Here is a 19,225-nt window from a genome sequence, read left to right as displayed (position 1 = left end):
GGGCTTGTCCCCCTCACCACAGGTCAGCAAAACGTCTCGTGCAAGTGGCGCCACAGCAGGGCGCCACTGGCCTGCTTTTCAAACACCACCGTCGAACGCCGGTCGGTGTGTGTACCGCTGCCATCCACCTGTTGCTCGCGATAACTCACTGTTGCGCCACGAGCATGTCGGTCAATCCCGGCAAATTCGCTGAGGCTGATCTTGAACCCGGACCGCTTGCCGCCCGCCTGGCTGAACAGCTGCTTGAGCATCGCAAAGTCCAGTTGTTTGCCAGCCGGGGTGATCATGGAAAAGTCCGGCGAAAAACGCCCCAGCAAAACCTGCAGTGTTCCCTCGGGTGCCGTCCCGGCAAACCATTGTTCGATCTCGACATGGGCCTGGATCACTTCATCAAAAAAGTCGCGGTAATCAATCATCGTGTGGGCTCGCTGGCAGGGTGAAGCAGTGTCCGTACCGTGGACGCATCCAGGCACAGTACTGCAAATAAGGGGAACAGGGTCAACGCCGCAGCAACCACGAAAGTCGCGGTGAAGGAATGCAGTGTCGCCAGTACCGCACTGAGCAACGCCGCCGCGAGGCAAAAACTTAACTGCCGATTGATGTTCCACAACGCGCTGGCGTGGCCCATGCGGTCGGCCGCAATGTCGAGAAAGGCCAGGGTTTGCGCGGTGCTGCTGCACAGGCTGCCGCCCAGGCCCATCAGGGTGTAGGCGAGCACCACGACCAGCGGGTGTGGCTCGATCAACAACACGATGCCAATGGCTTGCAGCAGCATGCCCGCCAACAACAACGGCCTCGGCCCGCAGCGATTGAACAGTTTTTTGCTCAAGGCGATGGCTACGCCTGAGGCCAGCGCCCAAGGCAGCATCAGCGCGCCGATGTGGCTGGCGGTAAACCCCAGGCCGTGCAGGTAAAGAATCGCCACCAGGCTGGTGCCGATAAAGACGCCCGGAATGAACAGGTAGACCAGCATCGCGACCCGCAGCATTGGCTGGCGAATCTGCCCCAGGATGGCGCCGAGGTCCAGGGACGGGCGCGCGGAAGCCGGGGTGTCGGTCTCCAGCCAGCGCCACGTCAGCATCAGGGTGATCAGCGCTAACGGCAGGTTGGCGAAAAAGATCCAGCGCCACGACACACTGTCCACCACCACCCCGCCCAAGGCGGGCGACAGGGCTGGAATCAGCAGCGCCACGAACATGACTTTGGCTGTCAACTGGCTGCGTTCTGCCGGTGGAAATTGCCGATAAGCCAACGCCTGGCCCACCGGGATCAGCAAGCCGCCGCCCAAACCTTGCAGCAGGCGCCAGCCGATCAGCGCTTCAATCGATGCGGCCTGGCCCACCAGCACCGAGGCCACGCCGAACAGCAACAGGCTGACGGCAATCAACCGGCGCTCACCCAGCAGCGCCGCCAGCCACACACTCAGGGGAATGACGACGGTCAGGCCGAGCATGTAGGCGTTGCCGATCCACGCCAGTTGCGTGACCGAAGCGTGCAACTCGCTGGCGATATCCGGGTAGGCGATGGTGGCGACAAACATGTTCACCAGGTCCAGGGCGAAGCCCAGTAGAAAGATCCAGGTGACTTTCGAGCGGTAGGTCATTGCGCTGTTCCTGCAGTGGATGGCGGCAGGGTAGGCGGATGCGGGCACTTGGGAAACAGCGGTTTGACTGTTAGTTTGTCAAAAATATTTTGACAATGGAGGGTTTGGACAATGGTCAGCCTCGATCGATTCGACACCTTCAAGGCCGTAGTCGAGGCCGGTTCATTGACTGCAGCCGCGGATTTCCTCGGGCAGACGCGGGCGGTGGTGAGCTTCAACCTCAAGCGCCTCGAAGCCGAGCTGGGCGTCACTCTGTTGACCCGCAGTACCCGCCAACTGGCGCTGACCGATGCCGGTGAACGCTTTTACCTGCGCTGCACACGGATGCTGGAAGAAGCGCGGCTGGCAGTGGAAGAGGCGCGTTCGGAGCACAGCCAGCTCAAGGGCACGCTGCGCGTCACCACCACCGTCGAATACGGATTGGCGGTGGTGGTGCCGGCGCTGGAAACCTTTCGCGGCCTGCACCCGGAATTGAACATTCAGTTATCCACCTCCTCCAGCCATGCCGACCTGATCTCCGAGCGGTTTGATGTGGCTATCCGGTTGGGGCGCATGCTCGACTCCAATCATCGGGCGGTGCAGCTGTCGAGCTATGAGATCTTTGCCGTGGCCGCGCCGGGGTTTGCCGGAATCTCCACGCTGGCTGAACTGGAGCAACTGCCCAGGCTCGGTCATGGACGGCTGACGGAGTTGGCGGTGGTTGACCCGGCAGGCCACGAGCACCTGTATCGCCCCGGGCCTGGCAAGGCTTCACTGGTTGCGGACAGTGCCGCCATTCTCCAGGCCTTCGCCGTGCGCGGGCATGGCGTGGCGATCCTGCCCCAGTGGCTGGTGCAGGATGACCTCGATGCCGGGCGTTTGGTACGGCTGCTGCCGGATCATCGATTTACGCCGCAGGGCGTGTATGCCCTGTACCCGGACACCCGGCACCTGCCGCTGAAAGTGCGGGCCTTCATTGATTTCATGAAGGGCTGATCCGTCGAGAAACCGTGTGGCGAGGGAGCTTGCTCCCGCTGGGGGGCGAAGCACCCCTGAAGAGGTCAGCGCATTCTTTCAGGAAAACTTGGGCGGATGGGTTTGGGGCTGCTGCGCAGCCCAGCGGGAGCAAGCTCCCTCGCCACGGGGAGGCGGGGGCTCTTAGAGCTGGCCGCTCAGGCCAAAGCGTTTTTTCAATACGGTCTCCAGCAACCCCTTGGGCAACAACGCCGCCATCCACGGCAGCGCCTGGCTGCCATTGCCCGAGCGCAACAGGCGTGGCGGTGTGGTCTGTTGCACGGCCTTGAGCACGTCCGCTGCAAAACGGCTGGCAGGCGTAGGCCGGTCCTGGGAGGCTTTGGCCCGCGCGCGGATACTTTCGCGCAGCGGCCACCAGGGCGATTGCTCATTGATCAACAGCTCGGCCTGGGTACCGGCGTTTTTCGCGAAGCTCGTGTCAATGGCGCCCGGCTGCACTTCCATCACCCGCACGCCAAACGGCGCCAGTTCCATTCGCAACGCGTCGCTCAAGGCGTGCACCGCCGCTTTCGAGGCGCAGTAGGCACCGGCAAACGGCGTGACCAGCACCCCCGAGACGCTGCCGATATTCACCACCAACCCTTTGCGCCGGCGCAGGGCCGGGAACAGCGCCTGGGTCACCCCGACCACGGAAAACACATTGGTCTCAAACTGCTGTTGCATCGCCTGGGTGCCGCCGTCGAGCAACGGGCCCATGGCGCCGTAGCCGGCGTTGTTGATCAGCACGTCCAGTTCGCCGATCTGCCCGGCCAATTCAACGAGCGCGGTGCTGTCGTTGACGTCCAGCCGTACAGCGTTGAAGCCGGCGGCGCTCAGTGCGGCGACATCTTCGGTGCGTCGGGCGCTGGCCCACACGTCAAAACCGGCGTGCTTGAAGGCGTCCGCCAGGGCACGGCCGATGCCACTGGAACACCCGGTGATGAGTACGTTGGGCATGGATCAGTCCTTTGTCGTGATTAGTCGGAGAAGCTGCCTTGCAAATGCTCGGCGCGAAACTCCAGGGTTTGCGGGCGGTAGCCGGGGCGCAGCGGCGGCACCGGCAGGCAGTCTTCCCAGGTGGCGCCGGCCTGCAATTCGCCGGGGCCGCGATAGCGCGGGGCAGCGTACACGTTGTCGGCCAGGTTGACCGTATCGCCCGGCGCATAGGCAGCGATGCGCCAGCGCAGTTCAGTCAGCGGGACGCTGTTGCCGTTGTTCAAGGTGAGCTTGAGCGGGCGGTCCGCCGGGCATTCTTTGGGGGCGTAGACGGTGCGCAGTTCCAGGCGCGCCAATTGCTGGGCTTCGCGGTTGTCCAGCCACACCACCCATACCGCCACCAGGCCCAGCCCGACGGCAGCCGCGAGGGAAACCGGCAACGCCTTGGCCGGGTAGCGCAGCAGGAGGATCAGCCAGGTGATAATCAGCAAGACACCAAAGAACATGGCAACAACCTCGAAAACGGAACGAGCATCCTAACCAAGCGTAGGTGGAGTTGACCATCTTCGGGTTCCCGGCCCCAAAGAAAAAGCCCCCGGCCCACCGGCTGCGGATAGGGACGCAGTCGGTGGGGCGGGGGCTTCTTGTGTTGCTCTGTTTACTGCGCGATGGTTTTCACCGACACGCCACGCTCGATCGGCGTAGACCGCCCGTAGATATCTTCAAAGCGCTCGATATCGTCCTCACCCAGGTAGCTGCCGGACTGCACCTCGATAATCTCCAAGGGAATCTTGCCCGGGTTGCGCAAACGGTGCACCGAGGCAATCGGGATGTAGGTGGACTGGTTTTCGGTGAGCAGGAACACGTTCTCGTCACAGGTGACTTCGGCGGTGCCGCTGACCACAATCCAGTGTTCGGCGCGGTGGTGGTGCATCTGCAACGACAGGCACGCGCCCGGCTTGACCGAGATGTGCTTGACCTGGAAGCGGCCGCCCATGTCCACCGAGTCATACGAGCCCCACGGACGGTACACCTCGCAGTGGTTCTGGGTTTCGCTGCGGCCCTGTTCGTTGAGGGTGTTGACCATCTGCTTGACGCCCTGGACCTTGTCCTTGTGGGCAATCATCATCGCGTCCTTGGTTTCCACCACCACGATGTTTTCCAGGCCGATCACCGACACCAGTTTGCCGTTGCCGTGGATCATGCAGTTGCGGCTGTCCTGGATCACCACGTCGCCTTTGCTGACGTTGCCGTTGGCGTCTTTTTCATTCACGTCCCACAGCGATGCCCAGCAACCCACGTCGCTCCAGCCGGCGGTCAATGGCACCACGCAGGCCAACTGGGTTTTTTCCATCACGGCGTAGTCGATGGAGTTGTCCGGGCAGCAGGCGAAGGTGGACTCGTCGATGTCGATGGTGTCGGCGGTGTGGTTGCTGCGTTCCAGGGTCAGCAGGCAGGTGTCGTAGATGTCCGGGTCGTGCTTTTTCAGCTCTTCCAGGAAGCGGCTGGCGCGGAACAGGAACATGCCGCTGTTCCAGAAATAACCACCGCTTTTGACGAACTCGGTGGCGCGTTTTTCATCGGGTTTTTCGACGAACTGCTGTACCCGGCTGACGCCCTCGGGCAGCAGCGAATCGTTGGTCGACTTGATGTAGCCGTAGCCGGTTTCCGGACGGGTGGCCGGTACGCCGAACAGCACCATCTCGCCGCGCTCGGCGGCCACGGTGGCCAGGGCCAGGGCGCGTTGCAGGGCTTTCTGGTCGTCCAGCACGTGGTCGGCGGGCAGCACCAGCATCAGCTCGTCACGGCCTTCGTTGACCAGCATCATCGCGGTCAGGGCCACGGCCGGCGCGGTGTTGCGGCCGAACGGTTCCATCAGGATGCGCTGGGTGTCCAGTTTGCGGGCGGCCAGTTGCTCGTTGACGATAAAGCGGTGGTCCTTGTTGCAGACCACGATGGGCGCGTCCATGCCGTCGAATACCAGGCGCTCCAGGGTTTGCTGGAACAAGGTGTGCTCGCCGGTCAGGGCCAGGAACTGCTTGGGAAACTGTTTGCGGGAAAGCGGCCAAAGACGTGAGCCGCTACCACCGGAAAGGATTACTGGGATCATGTGTTTCTCCTTGAATCGATATGGGTCAGAGCTACGAAGGTTTGTCGTTTCACTCTTGTTTTTGTCTCGTGCCGGGCTGGCCCCGTCCCCTGTAGGAGCGAGCTTGCTCGCGAAAAACCTGAGAGCGCCGCGATAAACCAGGGGCGCTGCGTCATCGTTAACGTTCTTCGCGAGCAAGCTCGCTCCTACAGGGGTTGCGGTCAGTCCGGGAAATAGTTAGCGGGTCGACACAGGGCGCTTGACCCATACTGGCGACAGGTTGGCGCCGGTGCCGGTGACGTACAGCACTGCTGCCTCACCGCGCTCCAGGGCCACCGGCTTCACATCACCGACTTTCTTGTCGCCTTCGTACAAGGCCAGGCTGACCTTCACCGGGTTGATCTCGCGCTCGCCACGGCCCTTGGCAGCCACGGCCTGGACCACGTCGGTCTTGCCGTCGGCGGTTTTCAGGGTCAGCGACTTGTCACTGAGGTTCTGCACGCGCACCAGGGATTTCTGCTTGTTCTTGAACGGCGGTTCTTCGATCAGTTGTGGCTGACCGCTGCCGCTGCTGACCAGGGTGTAGTAGTGGTCGGCGGCGAGCTTGACCGGCAGGGTCTGGCTGCCGACCTTGGCGCTGTAGTCACCGCCCGGCATGAAGCTGAAGTCACTGCTGGCCAGCGGTGCAACCTCGTTGAGGTTGGTGCTGCCGACGGTGGCGCTGACCTCCTGGTTGCTGGCGTTGTACACCCGTACAAAGCTGGAGCCTTTTGGCGCGACGGGACCGTAGAGGGCGGCGTCGCCACCGGCGAAGGCAGACATCGAAACAACGCTCATGCCGGCGACGAGAGCAAAAGTTTTTGCGAGGTTAGTAGTGAAAGTCATGTGAGTTACCTCTCTTTCAGTTTTGCGCCCGGTCGGGCGTCTCGGATTTTTGGGTTTTAACTGGGGTGTTCAGTGCCATGTTCTGTTGGCGCGTACCGGCTTGTTTGAGCTGCGCAACCCACTGCGGGTCGGCGTCGCCGATTTCGTTGTTCACGGGCAGATAACGTTCAGGAAACTCCCAGATCAGCACCTGGGGCGGGCTGTTCTTGAAGTCGTCGCTTTTCAGGTAGCTGAGCATCGGCAGGATCGGGCCGTGGCCGTCTTCGGAGTAATTGATGACGTCGCTGCCCAGGGCTTGCTTCAGCGCGCCGACAAAGTTCCAGTTCGGGTTGGCGCTGTAGCTGGTGCCTACCAGCGCCACCGGGGTTTCGCTGTCGGTGAACAGCGCGTCGTCGCCTTTGGTTTCAGCCAGGTGAGTCACGCGCTTTTGCAGTGGCTCCTTGGGCGGCATCAGGTTTTCGAACAGCGGGTCCAGGGGCAGGAACAGGCGCAGGTCGCCCTTGTGCGGTTCGGTCTTCTCGGCTTCGGTGACAAAGCGTTGAGGCTCGCCGCTCAGTGGGGTTTTATCTTTAATCGTCTTGGCCAGTTGCTTGGCCGCGACTTCAGCGCCGTCCGGTGTCCAGTGGGTGTCGGTACGCAGGAACACTTGCTGGCCGTGCAGCTTGGCCTGTTGCAGCGGGCCCATCAGATCGGGGGCGACGATCTTGGCGGCGGCCATGCGGGCATGGAAGTCCTGGTACAGGCCGGCGTGGATGCTGGCCGGCTGCACTTCACCCAGGTGTTCCGGGTACAGGCGCACCTTGGCCGGCACGATCGCCATCACCAGTTGGATGCCCTGGGCTTTGAGCTTCTGGCGCACGCCTTCCACCAGGGCGTAGTTCCCCTGCAGGTTCTGGTCTTCGTTGACGATGGGGTTGAATTCCTCGTCGCTGTACAACCAGTGATCGCGGCCAATCACCACGCCGGGACGGCCTTCGTTGAACAGCTTGTAGTCCAGGGCTGCCCAGAGGTTGGTGCCCAGGCGCTTGATCGGGAACTGGTCGTCGTAATGGGTCTCGACGGCCTTGGTCCAGCGACCGTTGAGCACGGTCGCGTCGGCGTTGGTGCTGAAGCCCAGGAAACTGCGCATCGACCAGGCACCCAAGGCCAACAGCACGGCCAGGAACAAGGCGATATAGAGGACGCGTAATGAACGGGTCATGGTCGGCTCCCTCAGAACTGGAAGTAAAGGAACGGCGAGAAGCTCTGCGCCGAAAGTTTGAGAATCGATGCCACGAACAGCAGTAGCACTGCAGCGCGCATGGCGTAGCGTGGCCAGGTGGCGCTCCAGTAGGCCGGTTGCACGGTGGCCTCGGTGCCCACGGTGTAGCCGGGCTCATGGATGCTGCCCGGGTTGTCGCCCGGTACGGACTTGATCAAGCCCGGTTGGGCAGTGGCCGGGCCATCGGCCTGGGTGTTGACCGCAGGCTTGGTTTTTTCCGGTGGGCGGTTGCTGTAGAAATCCCGCAGGCCGAAGAACGCCAGGGTTGCGTACGCCACCACCAGGGTTGCCACTTGCAGGCCGGTGAGGCTGGCGCGGTTGAGTTCCGACAGCGACCATTCGCCGAAGCTGAACATCGCGCCGTACATGCGGCCGGCGACGTGCAGGTTTTCCGAGCGGAAGATCACCCAGCCCATCACCACCAGCAGGAAGGTGAAGGCCCAGCGGACGACGTTGAAACTGCGCGGTGCGGTGTTGAGGCCGATGGCTTTTTCAATCGCCAGCCACATGCCGTGCCAGGCGCCCCACACGATGTAGGTGATGTTCGCACCGTGCCACAGGCCACCGAGGAGCATGGTCAGGAACAGGTTGCGGTAGGTGGTCAGCGTGCCTTTACGGTTGCCGCCCAGGGTGATGTAGAGGTAGTCACGCAGCCAGGTGGACAGGCTGATGTGCCAGCGCCGCCAGAACTCGGTGATCGACTGGCTGATGTACGGCTGCTTGAAGTTTTCCATGAAGCGGAAACCCATCATCAAGCCCAGACCGATGGCCATGTCGCTGTAGCCGGAGAAGTCGAAGTACAGCTGCGCGGTGTAGGCCAGCGCGCCGAGCCAGGCGTCGCCCGTTGTCGGGTTTTGCAGGGCGAAGCAATGGTCGGCGACCACCGCCAGGGTGTCGGCGATGAACACCTTCTTGATGAAACCCTGCATGAACCGCGTGCAGCCCTCGGAGAATTTATCGAGGGTGTGGGTGCGGTTGTTGAACTGGTCGGCCAGGTCGCGAAAGCGCAATACAGGGCCGGCAATCAGGTGCGGGAAGATCGCCACGAACGCCGCAAAGTCGATCAGGTTGCGGGTGGCCGGGGTGTCGCCGCGGTACACGTCGATGATGTAGCTGATGGACTCGAAGATGTAGAACGAGATCCCGATCGGCAACAGCACGTGGGTCAGGATGAAGGGCTCCAGGCCCGCCGACTTCATCATCAGGTTGATGCTGTCGACGCCGAAGTTGGCGTACTTGAAGTAGCCGAGAATGCACAGGTCGACCGCCACGCCCAACAGCAGCCAGCGCTGGGCCGGTTTGGTGCGCACGCCTGCCGCACCGACCTTGAGGCCGATCCAGTAGTTCCACAGCGTCACGGCGGCGAACAGTGCCAGGAAGTCCACTCGCCACCAGGCGTAGAACACGTAGCTGGCAATCAGCAGCAGCAGATTGCGATAGCGTTGCCCGCTCAAGTAGTACAAGCCGAGGAAGATCGGCAAGAACAGAAACAGGAACACATTGGACGAGAAAACCATCCCGATCTCTCCATGTTTAACCAACAGTCAAGGGCCAACGGCCCCCCCAAACCCCCCACGAATCTGGGAGGGTGTACGCGTTCAGTGTGGGAGCAGGCAAGCCAGCTCCCACCTTTGGACCGAGTCCAGATGTGGGCGCTTTGTATCAGCTGCCTTTGTTGCCTTTCTCGTGCGTCGGGTCGAAGACCTTGGTCAGGTCACCCCCGAGGCGGAAGGTCTTGAACGGCTGCATCCCGTGCTTGCGTTCGATCACGTCCGGCGCGCAGGTGTAGAGGGTGCAGAAGGGCTCAAGCCAGGCAAATTTCATGTCCTCCTTGAGGTCCTTCATGTCCTGCTCCTTGCCGTTCTTCTTCTCGAAGATTTCCGGGTCTTTCACCCCGGCCAGCACCTTGTCACCCAGGCGTTTCAGCGCGCCGTTGTTTTCCTGGCGCAGGTCCACACCGTTGACCAGCGCAAAACTGGCGATCATCGACAGCGGCGGCAGGGCGTAGTTGTGGTACGACAACGCCCGTTGCTGACGCTTCAATTCGTTCGGCAGGAAGCCCTGGTCGTCGACCTGATTGGCGCCGACCTTGTATTCCTTCACGGCCCAGTCAAACAGGTCGCGGCGGTTCACGGCGATGGAAGTCGCCATGACGGACCAGGCGGCCCAGTAGGAGTGGTTGTTGGTTTTATCCAGCGGCAGGTTGTCCCAGTCGCTCACCACCTGGTCAGCCATTTTGCTGAACCAGGCCTCGATCAACTGTGACTCCTGCTGATGGTTGGCCAGCGGGTGGGAGTCGGAGAACTTCAGGCGCACATAGGCCGAGGCCATGCTGCCCAGCGCCCATTTGCGCATCGACTTGCCGGTGTGGTTGAAGTCCTTGGACATCAACGCATCGGCCTTGGCCCAGCTGGTGAGCCAATTCAAGGTGCATTCCAGCTGCTCCGGGCGACCGTCGCGCATGAACTGCATCACGCGCTTGCTGGTGTCTTTTTCCAGCTTGGTGATGTCGGCGGTGCTGTCGCGAAAGGCCTTTTCCGATTGCACATTCAGCGTGGAACGGGCCTTGTCCGAACCTTCGTACTTGCTGCGAAATTGCAGCGAGCCGGTGTACGGCGCCGGCATGGTGTCGCAGTCATTCTTGAAGTCGCCGGTCTTGAACGCTTCCACCGGGGCGAAATAACCCTGGGGCGGACGCAGTGGCGCGGCGGCGTTGACTGAGCCGGCGAAGATCGCCATGCCCAGTAAAGTTGGAATCAATAACTTCTGCATAAGTAACCTCATTGCCCGAGTTGGGCGGTCTGTTGACCACCGCTTGGGAATACGTTGCGTGTGCAAATTTTCGCTTCAACCTTCTGCGCGGCCTGACCCGCTTCGGGGCCCTGCACTTCCACGGCCAGCAGGTTTTGCGTGGCCCAGTCTTCATCGGTGCGCAGTTCAAAGGCGAAACGCCCGTCTGTATCGGATGTTTCGGGTTTCTCGATCTTGATGTCCTCGTGGCGCCCGTTCATGTACCAGAGGGTGGCTTGCAGGGTTTTCACCGAAGGGTCGGCGAAGCGGATGTCGACCTGATGGCTGGCATTGCGCAGGTCTTTGTTCGAACTGTTCACCAGCAATTCGTTCTTGCCGGGCTTCAGCGTGGTACTGGCGGTCATCTGGGCGGTCTTGCCTTCGCAGCCGTTGTCCAGCAGCGACATCATCTGGCGGTAGATGGTCTCCTGATCCAGGCGATACAGCGGCGAGAATTCCCAGATCAGAATCTTCGGCGGGGTCTTCTGGAATTCTTCGCTGCCCAGGTACTGGATCATCGAGCCTTCGAGGCCACCGCCGGGAAAGGCGACGTTGAGGATGTCGGCACCGATTTCCTGTTCCAGGAAGCCAGCGAAGTTGTAGTTCTTGCCGCTGTGGCTGGTGCCCACGAGGGTGATCTGCGGGTTGCCGGAATCGCCGAACAGGTCGCCGTCGCCCGCTTCGCCCTTGGGCTCGGTGGTGAACTGGTCCATGTACTGGATCGCGTAGCTGGTGCCGCACAGTTGCCCGGCCATGTTGTGCAAGGTGCCGGTCTTGCCCATGCGCCCGGACCGTTTGGTCTCGAATTCACGCTGCGGGATACCGGCAAATTCAGGCATCGCGCGCACTTTGGCGCCGACGATTTTGGCGGTGCGCTGGGCGCCGTACGGCGTCCAGTGTTGGTCACCGCGGAAGTAGAAGTCGTGGGCCGGCAATTCATCCGGCAGCTGCTCGTTGGTCAACGGCGACAGGTCCGGCACCACGTAGCCCATCTTGGCGAAGCGGCCGAGCATGGTCTTGTAATTGCCCAGGGCCTTGTCGAAATCGAACTTGGCTTTCTCTTCCGGGTTGAGCTTGTTGCGGTTCACCAGGCCACGGGTCGGCTGGTACACCACCACCAGTTCCACGCCCTTGCTCTTGAACGCATCGTGCAGCTGTTGCATGCGTTTGTAGCCGGCGGGGCTGGTGTCGAATTCGGTGCGCAGGTCTTCCTGGGTACGGAACAGCCAGTCACCCTGGGCTTGTACCAGGGTGGTGAAGTTCTGTTGGTAGCGCGTGGTGTAATTCTTCGCGTCGTGGGCGGCCGGGCACAGGCTGCAGCACGGCTCGGCGCTGAACTTCGGGGCCTGTACTTCGTCGGCGCGCACGCCCTGGCTGGCCGCGAGCAGGCCGAGGGTCAAACCCGAAAGGCTGAGCAGTTTGATCATGTGTGGGTGCATAAAGGTCATCCTCAGTCCTGCATTTCGGTCTGGCGTTCGACAGGGTCGATCAGCACGGCTTTCTTCTGGCGTACCAGCAAGTCGAGAATCTCTTCCTGGCGATCGCCGAGAACGCCCGAGAAGCTGATGCCACTGGATTTGGTCGGCGCAAGCATCGACACGCGGTACAGCTCGACACTCAACGGCGAGTCGATGGACAGCGGCCCGCTGCCGTTGGCGGCCAGTTCACCGCCGACCACGATCAGCGAGACCTTGGTGTCGAACGGGTCGAGGGCGATGTCGCGGTCGGTGTCGGTCAGGTCCTTGATGTGGCCGTATACGCCGGTCAGCCCGTTGGCCATGGCCACGTTTTCGTACAGGCGAATGTTCACGCTGTTACGTATGCGGATGCCGTGGCGACGGTTGCTGATCACCTTGTTGCCCCACAGCAGGTTATCGCCGCTCTCATAGAGGGTGATGCCGTCGGTGTGGTTGCGGTAGATCTCGTTGTCGGCGATCAGGTTGTTGACGCTGTTACGGTCGATCACCAGGCCCGAGAGCTTGTTGTCGAAACTGCGGTTGTTGAAGATGAAGCTGTCGTTCACTTCCCGGGAAATGATGATGCCGTGCTTCTTCTTCGTGCCGTAGACGGTGTTGTCGGTGATGATCAAACCGTGTGACCGGTCGTGGGGGTCAATGCCGTAGACGATGTTGTCTTTGTAGGTATTGCCCTTGAGCACAAAGCCGGTGGTCTCATAGCAGTAGAAGCCGTACCACATGTCCGAGAACTCGGAGTCGACGATCCAGCCCGTCGGCTCGGGACGCTTGAGCACCTTGGCCATGTTCGGCGTGTACTGGGAAATACTCACGCCATACGACTTACTGTTGGCGTAGCCGAAGCTGGCCATCTTGCTGTTGGCGATGTAGGTCTCGGTGCCGCCCCAGGCCAGCAGGAACGGACGGAATTCCTTGGGCGACTGGAAGGTCGCCGGGCCGTTGGTCTTCTCGCGCCAGCCGGTGATTCTGGTGTCGCGCACAAACAGCTGGCCGTCGTTGATCAGGAACGAACCGGCCTCCTGGGACAGGCGCAATTCCTGGGTCTGCTTGTCGATTTCGAGGATGCCTTTACGGCCCACCACGATCGGCAACTTGGCCAGGAACACCCCCGGCGAGGTTTCGCTGAAGTACTGCTTGGGCACTTTCTTCAGCAGGTCCTTGAGGTTCATGTAGCCGTCGTCGACAAAGATCGCCTGGGGAATGCCGTGCTGGCGCACCACCCATTCAGCCATCTTGTTGTCGCCGCCGATGAAGTCCTTCAGGGCGTCTTCCTGCATCATCCGGCGGATACTGATTTTGCCCGGCTTGCTGCGCACGATTTTCTTCGCGATATTCGCCGCGGTGTAGCCGGACACGTCCGGCAGCGCCGGCTTGGCCATTTCCAGCGGCTCGGTCGGCGGGCTCGAAATGGTGTAGGTCTTGGCCTGTTGCAGCTCTTTGGCGATGGTCGGCGCCTTGACCTGCTGCGCGACATCGGCGAAGGCCGAAGTGCTGGCCAGCAGCATGGCTGCGACCAGCAGGCTGACCGAGCCTTTGAGGGCTTGAGGGTTCATTGCGCAGGCTCCCATCAGAACTTCCAGATCACGTCGACAAAGGCGCGATGCATGTACGAGTCGACCTGGCTGCCATAGGCGTCGCCCGGTTTGAACACACCGGCACGGAAGCGCACCAGGGCCGACGGTTCGTCGATCGACTGGCTGAGCCCGGCCGGCAGCAGGCCTTTCTTGAAGTACTTGGTGACCACCAGGTCCATCTCCTGGCCCAGGTCTTTCTTGCCGTCTTCAAGCGGCAGGGAAGTGCTGGACAGGATCGCGCCGGTCACGTCATCGGTGTTGTTCTGCACGGCATCGATGCCGTTGCTGCCGACCGGCTTGTTGCCGTCGACGCGCCAGAACTTGTGGTACACGAGGCTGGCGTCATAGTCCTCGCGCAACTGCCAGGAACCGAACAGGCTCATGGACTGCATGTTGTTCATTTCGCCACGGAACGCTTCGCCGAAACGGTGGACACGGGACTGGGTACCGGTCCAGTTCGAACGGTTGCTTTGCAGGCCGTTCTGCTCGTATTCGGCGCTCGCGCGCGAGTAAGCCGCGCCCACTTGCCACTGCGGGTCCAGACGCAGGCGCACACCCAGGTCGGTGGCCCAGCCATTCACGTCATCGCTGCGCTTGGCATTGGCGGGGCGGGTGCCGTCGGCGTTCAAGGCGTTGACCGTGTCGCGGTCACCCTGCATGCCGGTGACGCTCGCCCAGTAGTTGACGGTGTTGGTGTTGCGCCAGTTGTAGGCGTCGCTGTTGGCTTCGATGCCGAGCCAGGTCAGGTCGCCGTTCTCGCGTTTGTCCAGCGAGTCGGTGGCCACGCCCGGTTGCGGGTAGTCGAGCTTGCCGTCGTCATGGGTGTGGTGAGCGCGCAGGCCGATCCACTGGCCTGGCGTCCACTGATAGGCGGCGTCGGCGTAAAGGTGCTGGCGGTCCTTGTCCTTGGGCGACAGTTCCTTGAGGTCGGTGCGGTATTCGCTGAAACGCTCGGCGACGCCGACATTGGCCTTGAGCAAGGTGGTGTCGAAGGTCCAGTTCAGCGCTTCGATGTTGGTGTCGCGCCATTGGCCGTCGTCATTGCGCAGGCGTTGGCGACCGAGCTTGAGGATCTCGCCGGGGTAGGGCGTGAAGCCGCCGTAGGCGACCCAGAACTCGCGCATCGCCAGGTAGTTTTTCTTGCTCTTGCGGTCGTCATTGCTGGTCTGTTGGGTGGCGTCATCCGAGGACTGTTGCAGGGTGTCGGTCTCGATGATGTCGCTGGACGTCACGGCCTGGCCCATGGCGTAGGCGCTCCAGTTGCCGCTTTCGCCGTAGATCCACGGGCGCAGGTCGAGGCCGATGCCGTTGACGTCGCCGCCTTTCTGGGTGCCCAGGTCGCGGTCATCTTCGGACTGGCCGGTGACTTTCACTTCCAGGCCGAAGTTCTTGGCTTCGGTCAGCGCGGCCAGGGTCGGGCACGACCACAGCAGGGCGAAGGTCAGGCCGATGCCGGCCATGACGAATGGATTGAGCTTCATAGGGATTCCTCGCCGTCTTCTTCTTGCAGGGCGTGCAATTGCAGCGTGCTTTGGGCCAGGGTGCCGCGCGCGGCCAGTTCCTGTTGCACCAGGCGTTGGCCTTCGGCGCGTTGTTCCGGGGTCAGCGGGGCTTCGAGCTGGGTGGCCAGGTCGTTGGCTTCCGGCGTGTCCTGGGCCTTGGCCAACTGGCTGAAGACATAGGCGTTAAGCGGATCGGGCTTGGTGCCCTTGCCTTGGGAGAACAGTTGGGCGATCGCGAAGTCGGCGCTGTTCTGGCCGTTGCGCGCGGCGGTCAGCAGGTGGTCGAGGGCCTTTTGCGAATAGACCTTGCCCAGGTAGCCACGACGATAGATCTGGCCGAGGTAGTAATCGGCAGCCACTTCGCGGCCGACGGCTTTCTGGAAGTGTTCTTCGGCAGCCTTGGCGTCAGCCGGGACCCACTTGCCTTCGTAGTAGAGCTTGCCCAGCAACAGTTCGGCGCGGGGCTGGTCGGCGGCGCGGCCGTTGTCGAGGTACTTCATCATCTGGTCGACGTCGCCCAGTTCCGGGAAGTCGTAGAGCAGTTGCGCCAGGCTGACCCAGGATGCCGGGTAGCCCGGGGCGATTTTTTCCAGCAGGGCCTGGGCAGTTTTTTCGTCGGTCTTGCCCAGGGTCGCATCGCCCAACACACGGGCAACACTGTCGACCCGTTGGGCGGTCACGGCGCCACGGCTGTAGCCGGCTTCCATCTGTTTCAGCAGCTCAGCCTGTTTTTCCGGCTCGGCTTTTTTCTGGTAGACCGTGGCCAGCTCGACGTAGCAGATATCCGTGGTGTTCAGCGCGGCCTTGCAGATGCTTTCCACTTCGTCCAGATGCTGGTCGTAGGTGTCCTGGGTGCGGTACAGCAGCACCTGGGCGAGACCTGCTTCCGGGTAACCCGAGGCGCGCCATTTGCTGATTTGCTGCTGGGCGTTGATGTTCGGGAAACTGTGGGGGTATTGCAGGTACAGCATCGCCAGCGGGATCAGGGTGTTGCCTTCGCCATTGGCAAAGGCTTTTTTCAACAGGCCTTCGGCTTCATGGTGCTCGGCTTCGGTCGCGCCAGGCTTGGCCACCAGCAGGCGGCCCAGGCGTGCCTGGGCACGGGGCGAGGTGTCGGCGGCCGCGCGATACGTGGCTTCGGCCTGCTTGATTTGCTCGGGGTCGCGGGTGCCGACCTGGATGTCAGCCAGGCCCACCTGGGCCTCGCTGTAGCCCAGGTCTGCCAGCTGCTGGTAGTTCTGCTGCGCGGTGACCGTGTCGCCACGCTTGAGGGCTTCGTTGGCCAGGCGTTGGTCGGGCAGGCCGGCGCACCCGGCGAGGGCGATGGCCAGCGCCAATGGAACCGGCAGGGATCGAAGGGCGCTCATGGTTAAAGACCTGCAGCCATGGCTTTGTCGATCAGCCAGTTCAGGGACGGGCCACGGTCGCTGGTCACTTCAACCGGGCGACCGGCGTAGGTGCTGTCCAGCGGGGCATCGGGTTTGATCTGCACACGGATGTCGGAGGACATTTCGGTGCTGTTGAGGCTGGTGCTGCTGACGATGGTGCCGGTGCGAACCTGCTCTTCATCCGCCACCTGGAAGTTCACACGGGTGCCCGGGCGAACGTCGGCAAACTGGCGATAGGAGAAGCGTGCATCCACGTTGGCCTGGCTGCCGCGTGGCACCAGCTGGAAGATCACGTCGCCTTTGCTGGCGTACTGACCGTCGGCGACCAATTGCTGGGCCACGACGCAGTCGCACGGGGAGGTGAGGGTGCCGGTCATTTGCTTGCCGAACAGCTCTTCCACCTTGGCCGGTTGCAACTGGTCCTCGTCCAGATGGCCTTTGAGCACGTCGAGCATGCTGGTGCTGAAGGTCGCCAGTGGCGCGCCCTTGGCCGCCACTGCATCCCCTTTGATCAGGCTCTGCACGGTGCCATCGCGGGGCATGGTGACGTTCATCCCGGGCACGCTCACCAGGCCGGAGGTGGCGTGGCTGACGAAGTACATGCCGTACACCGATTTGACCACGAAGCCGAAGGCGACCAGGCCCACCACGAAGATCCCGAGGCTGAAGGTCACGGCCCGCAGGCGGCCGCCGACGCTCATGTTGCTGCCGCTGTCCTTGACCTTGCGCGCCTTGGTGAAGTTGTCGCGTTGCAGGGTTGCCAGCACGTCGCCCATGGTCACGATGTCGCCGGACAAGTGCGAGGTGATCAGGTGGCGCAGGGTCGAGATGTCTTGTGCGTCGAGGTTCTGGAACTGGCAACCGGTGCGGCCGGTCTGGCGGTCGTAGGAGCGAATCTGCAGCTCGACGTCCATCGCCAGGCCGAGGTTATCGATCACGAACTGCAAGCGACCCTTGTGCACATCGCCGACTTTCAGCGGCTGCTGCGGGGCGTTGAACGCCAGGCCGCCGGCGGACAGGTCGATGACGCGTACTTCCATCGGCGTGTGGTCGGCGCCGAAGAAGCGCAGCTTGGCCGGGATTTTTACCCGGGCGTGTTGGCGCTGGGCTTCGGATTCGTGGACAACGTTGGCGTTTACTTGGCTATTCATGGTGTGTAGTTCCTAGTTAATTCAGGCTTGGCAGGGTCAAACCATCATCAGCAACACGGCGACGAAAATGCTGCCGGCGGAGAAGGTCATGGTCCGAGACGACCAGGTGTTGAACCAACGTTGAAAGCTGGCCAAATCGCGGGTCAGTTTGGTGTCCTGGCGTGTCCAGGACTGTTGATCAAGGCGGAAGAACACGTAGATCTTCACCAGCGCGCCCATGATCTGGTTGTAATAGAGAATCACCGGGTAAGCCGGGCCGACCCGGTGACCGGAGCACGACAGCAGCAGGGTCAGGATGAGGCGGGTGATGCCGATCCACAGCAGGTAGGCGAGGATGAACGCGCCGCCGTATTTGAACGTGGCGATGATCGCCACGGTCAGGCCCAGCAGCGAAGTCCACATCGACACGCGCTGGTCAAACAGCACGATGCTGGTGAACAGGCCAAGCCGGCGCATACCCAGGCCGAGGGCACGGGAGTTCTGGCGCAGGTTGTTGCCGTACCAGCGGAACATCAGCTTGCGGCTGGCCTTGATAAAGCTCTTTTCCGGCGGGTGTTCCACGGTGTGGATCGCAGCGTCCGGCACGTAGAAAGTGTCGTAGCCCAGGCGCATCAGGCTGAACCAGCTGGACTTGTCGTCACCGGTCAAAAACTTGAAGCGGCCCAGGCGCCAGTGTTGCAGCGAGTCGCTTTCCACGTCGGCGATAAAGCCCGGGTCGGTGACCACGTTGGCGCGGAACACCGACATGCGGCCGGTCATGGTCAGCACGCGTTTGGACAAAGCCATGGAGCACATGTTGATGTGGCGCTGGGCGAAGCGCAGCTTGTGCCACTCGCTCATGATGTAGCCGCCGCGCACTTCGCAGAACTCGTTGGTGGTCAGGCCGCCGACATTGCCGAACAGCTGGAACCACGGCACGGTCTTGCGCACGACGCCCTCGGCGAGCACGGTGTCGCCATCGATCACGGCCACCACGGCGCGGTCGTCCGGCAGGTGGCGGGAGATGGCGCGAAAACCGAAGGCCAGGCCGTCACGCTTGCCGGTACCGGCGATACGCACGAAGTCCAGCTTGACGTGGTCGGGCGGGTTCATCCTGGCCCACAGGCTCTTGACCAGCAGCTCATCGGACATTTCCACCAGCGAGCAGACCACGGTGGTAGGGAAGCCACATTCGATGGCTTCGCGGATCACCGAGCTGTAGACCTGGGCCGTGGTCAGCGCGTCGATCCGAAAGCTTGTCACCATCAGGAATACGTGGGACGGGTCTGCTGCCTTGCCCAGCTTGCGCACTTTGCGCCGCAGGTGCGGGTAGACCACGTACAGGAACAGCATGCCGCGAAAGAAATGCGTAGCACCCATCGAGTAGCGCCAGATACCGACGGCGCCAATCAGGAAAATAAAATTCTTCGACTCGGAGTCGAACGTACTCGCCGGCAACAGCAGGGCGAGTCCCATCAGCAGGCTCAGGAAAAACAGCCAGCCGGCGGATTGGAGGAGTACGTGTTTTAACTTGGACATAGGCGTCATTCCGCAGGTGAAGGAGGCTTCAAGCGGCAAGCGCCGGGGATCAGGACGCTT

Annotated in this window: 16 protein-coding genes; 1 reads left to right on the top strand and 15 read right to left on the bottom strand. The window is 62.0% G+C overall.

Annotated elements, in window-relative coordinates:
- Positions 1 to 23 precede the first annotated feature (23 nt).
- Both JFV30_RS23600 and JFV30_RS23595 read right to left on the bottom strand, forming a co-directional pair.
- The gene (locus tag JFV30_RS23600; protein ID WP_201125329.1) at positions 24 to 416 is read right to left on the bottom strand and encodes a DUF4440 domain-containing protein; all 393 of its coding nucleotides are present in this window, start codon (positions 414 to 416) and stop codon (positions 24 to 26) included.
- Entirely contained in the window at positions 413 to 1,603 is a 1,191-nt protein-coding gene (locus JFV30_RS23595) for an MFS transporter (protein WP_201125328.1), read from the bottom strand. The genes JFV30_RS23600 and JFV30_RS23595 overlap by 4 nt, the downstream gene beginning before the upstream one ends.
- A 111-nt stretch (positions 1,604 to 1,714) precedes the next feature.
- Between JFV30_RS23595 and JFV30_RS23590 the strand changes: the two genes are divergently transcribed.
- Complete coding sequence (locus JFV30_RS23590; protein ID WP_201125327.1) at positions 1,715 to 2,578, top strand: LysR family transcriptional regulator; 864 nt, start codon at positions 1,715 to 1,717, stop codon at positions 2,576 to 2,578.
- 162 nt (positions 2,579 to 2,740) lie between these two features.
- Here the strand turns inward: JFV30_RS23590 and JFV30_RS23585 are convergent, their stop codons facing one another.
- The 13 genes from JFV30_RS23585 to alg8 all read right to left on the bottom strand — a co-directional run bounded on the left by JFV30_RS23585 (position 2,741) and on the right by alg8 (position 19,165).
- Positions 2,741 to 3,553, bottom strand: coding sequence for an SDR family oxidoreductase (locus JFV30_RS23585; protein ID WP_201125326.1), 813 nt, complete (start codon positions 3,551 to 3,553; stop codon positions 2,741 to 2,743).
- Positions 3,554 to 3,573: 20 nt separating this feature from the next.
- Positions 3,574 to 4,038 carry a multidrug transporter gene (locus tag JFV30_RS23580; protein ID WP_201125325.1) on the bottom strand — a complete coding sequence of 155 codons (465 nt, stop codon included), beginning with the start codon at positions 4,036 to 4,038 and terminating at the stop codon, positions 3,574 to 3,576.
- 152 nt (positions 4,039 to 4,190) lie between these two features.
- A complete protein-coding gene (locus JFV30_RS23575; RefSeq protein WP_010170433.1) occupies positions 4,191 to 5,642 on the bottom strand; it encodes a mannose-1-phosphate guanylyltransferase/mannose-6-phosphate isomerase in 1,452 nt (483 codons plus the stop codon).
- A 216-nt stretch (positions 5,643 to 5,858) separates the two neighbouring features.
- Positions 5,859 to 6,506 (bottom strand): alginate O-acetyltransferase AlgF, encoded by a 648-nt coding sequence (locus JFV30_RS23570; RefSeq protein ID WP_008434181.1) that lies wholly within the window; start codon positions 6,504 to 6,506, stop codon positions 5,859 to 5,861.
- 16 nt (positions 6,507 to 6,522) lie between these two features.
- Complete coding sequence (locus JFV30_RS23565) at positions 6,523 to 7,707, bottom strand: alginate O-acetyltransferase (RefSeq protein ID WP_201125324.1); 1,185 nt, start codon at positions 7,705 to 7,707, stop codon at positions 6,523 to 6,525.
- An 11-nt stretch (positions 7,708 to 7,718) separates the two neighbouring features.
- On the bottom strand, positions 7,719 to 9,284 hold the full coding sequence (locus tag JFV30_RS23560; protein WP_201125323.1) for an MBOAT family O-acyltransferase: 1,566 nt from the start codon (positions 9,282 to 9,284) through the stop codon (positions 7,719 to 7,721).
- A gap of 145 nt (positions 9,285 to 9,429) precedes the next feature.
- The gene (locus tag JFV30_RS23555; RefSeq protein ID WP_201125322.1) at positions 9,430 to 10,539 is read right to left on the bottom strand and encodes a mannuronate-specific alginate lyase; all 1,110 of its coding nucleotides are present in this window, start codon (positions 10,537 to 10,539) and stop codon (positions 9,430 to 9,432) included.
- 8 nt (positions 10,540 to 10,547) lie between these two features.
- Positions 10,548 to 11,996 carry an alginate O-acetyltransferase gene (locus JFV30_RS23550; RefSeq protein WP_010170425.1) on the bottom strand — a complete coding sequence of 483 codons (1,449 nt, stop codon included), beginning with the start codon at positions 11,994 to 11,996 and terminating at the stop codon, positions 10,548 to 10,550.
- 11 nt (positions 11,997 to 12,007) lie between these two features.
- On the bottom strand, positions 12,008 to 13,600 hold the full coding sequence (gene algG / locus JFV30_RS23545) for a mannuronan 5-epimerase AlgG (protein ID WP_029615879.1): 1,593 nt from the start codon (positions 13,598 to 13,600) through the stop codon (positions 12,008 to 12,010).
- Complete coding sequence (locus tag JFV30_RS23540) at positions 13,600 to 15,087, bottom strand: alginate export family protein (RefSeq protein ID WP_201125321.1); 1,488 nt, start codon at positions 15,085 to 15,087, stop codon at positions 13,600 to 13,602. The genes algG and JFV30_RS23540 overlap by 1 nt, the downstream gene beginning before the upstream one ends.
- Positions 15,084 to 16,475, bottom strand: a complete 1,392-nt coding sequence (gene algK / locus JFV30_RS23535; protein WP_169386265.1) for an alginate biosynthesis TPR repeat lipoprotein AlgK — start codon at positions 16,473 to 16,475, stop codon at positions 15,084 to 15,086. The genes JFV30_RS23540 and algK overlap by 4 nt, the downstream gene beginning before the upstream one ends.
- 2 nt (positions 16,476 to 16,477) lie before the next feature.
- Positions 16,478 to 17,647: an alginate biosynthesis protein Alg44 gene (locus JFV30_RS23530; protein WP_201125320.1), complete on the bottom strand. Its 1,170-nt coding sequence runs from the start codon at positions 17,645 to 17,647 to the stop codon at positions 16,478 to 16,480.
- Positions 17,648 to 17,683: 36 nt separating this feature from the next.
- Positions 17,684 to 19,165: a mannuronan synthase gene (gene alg8 / locus JFV30_RS23525; protein ID WP_201125319.1), complete on the bottom strand. Its 1,482-nt coding sequence runs from the start codon at positions 19,163 to 19,165 to the stop codon at positions 17,684 to 17,686.
- Between the last annotated feature and the right edge of the window lie 60 nt (positions 19,166 to 19,225).

The sequence above is a fragment of the Pseudomonas sp. TH32 genome, assembly GCF_016650855.1.
GTDB lineage: Bacteria > Pseudomonadota > Gammaproteobacteria > Pseudomonadales > Pseudomonadaceae > Aquipseudomonas.
Note: the sequence above shows the minus strand (reverse complement) of the source record. Positions and strands in the feature narration are given on the sequence as shown.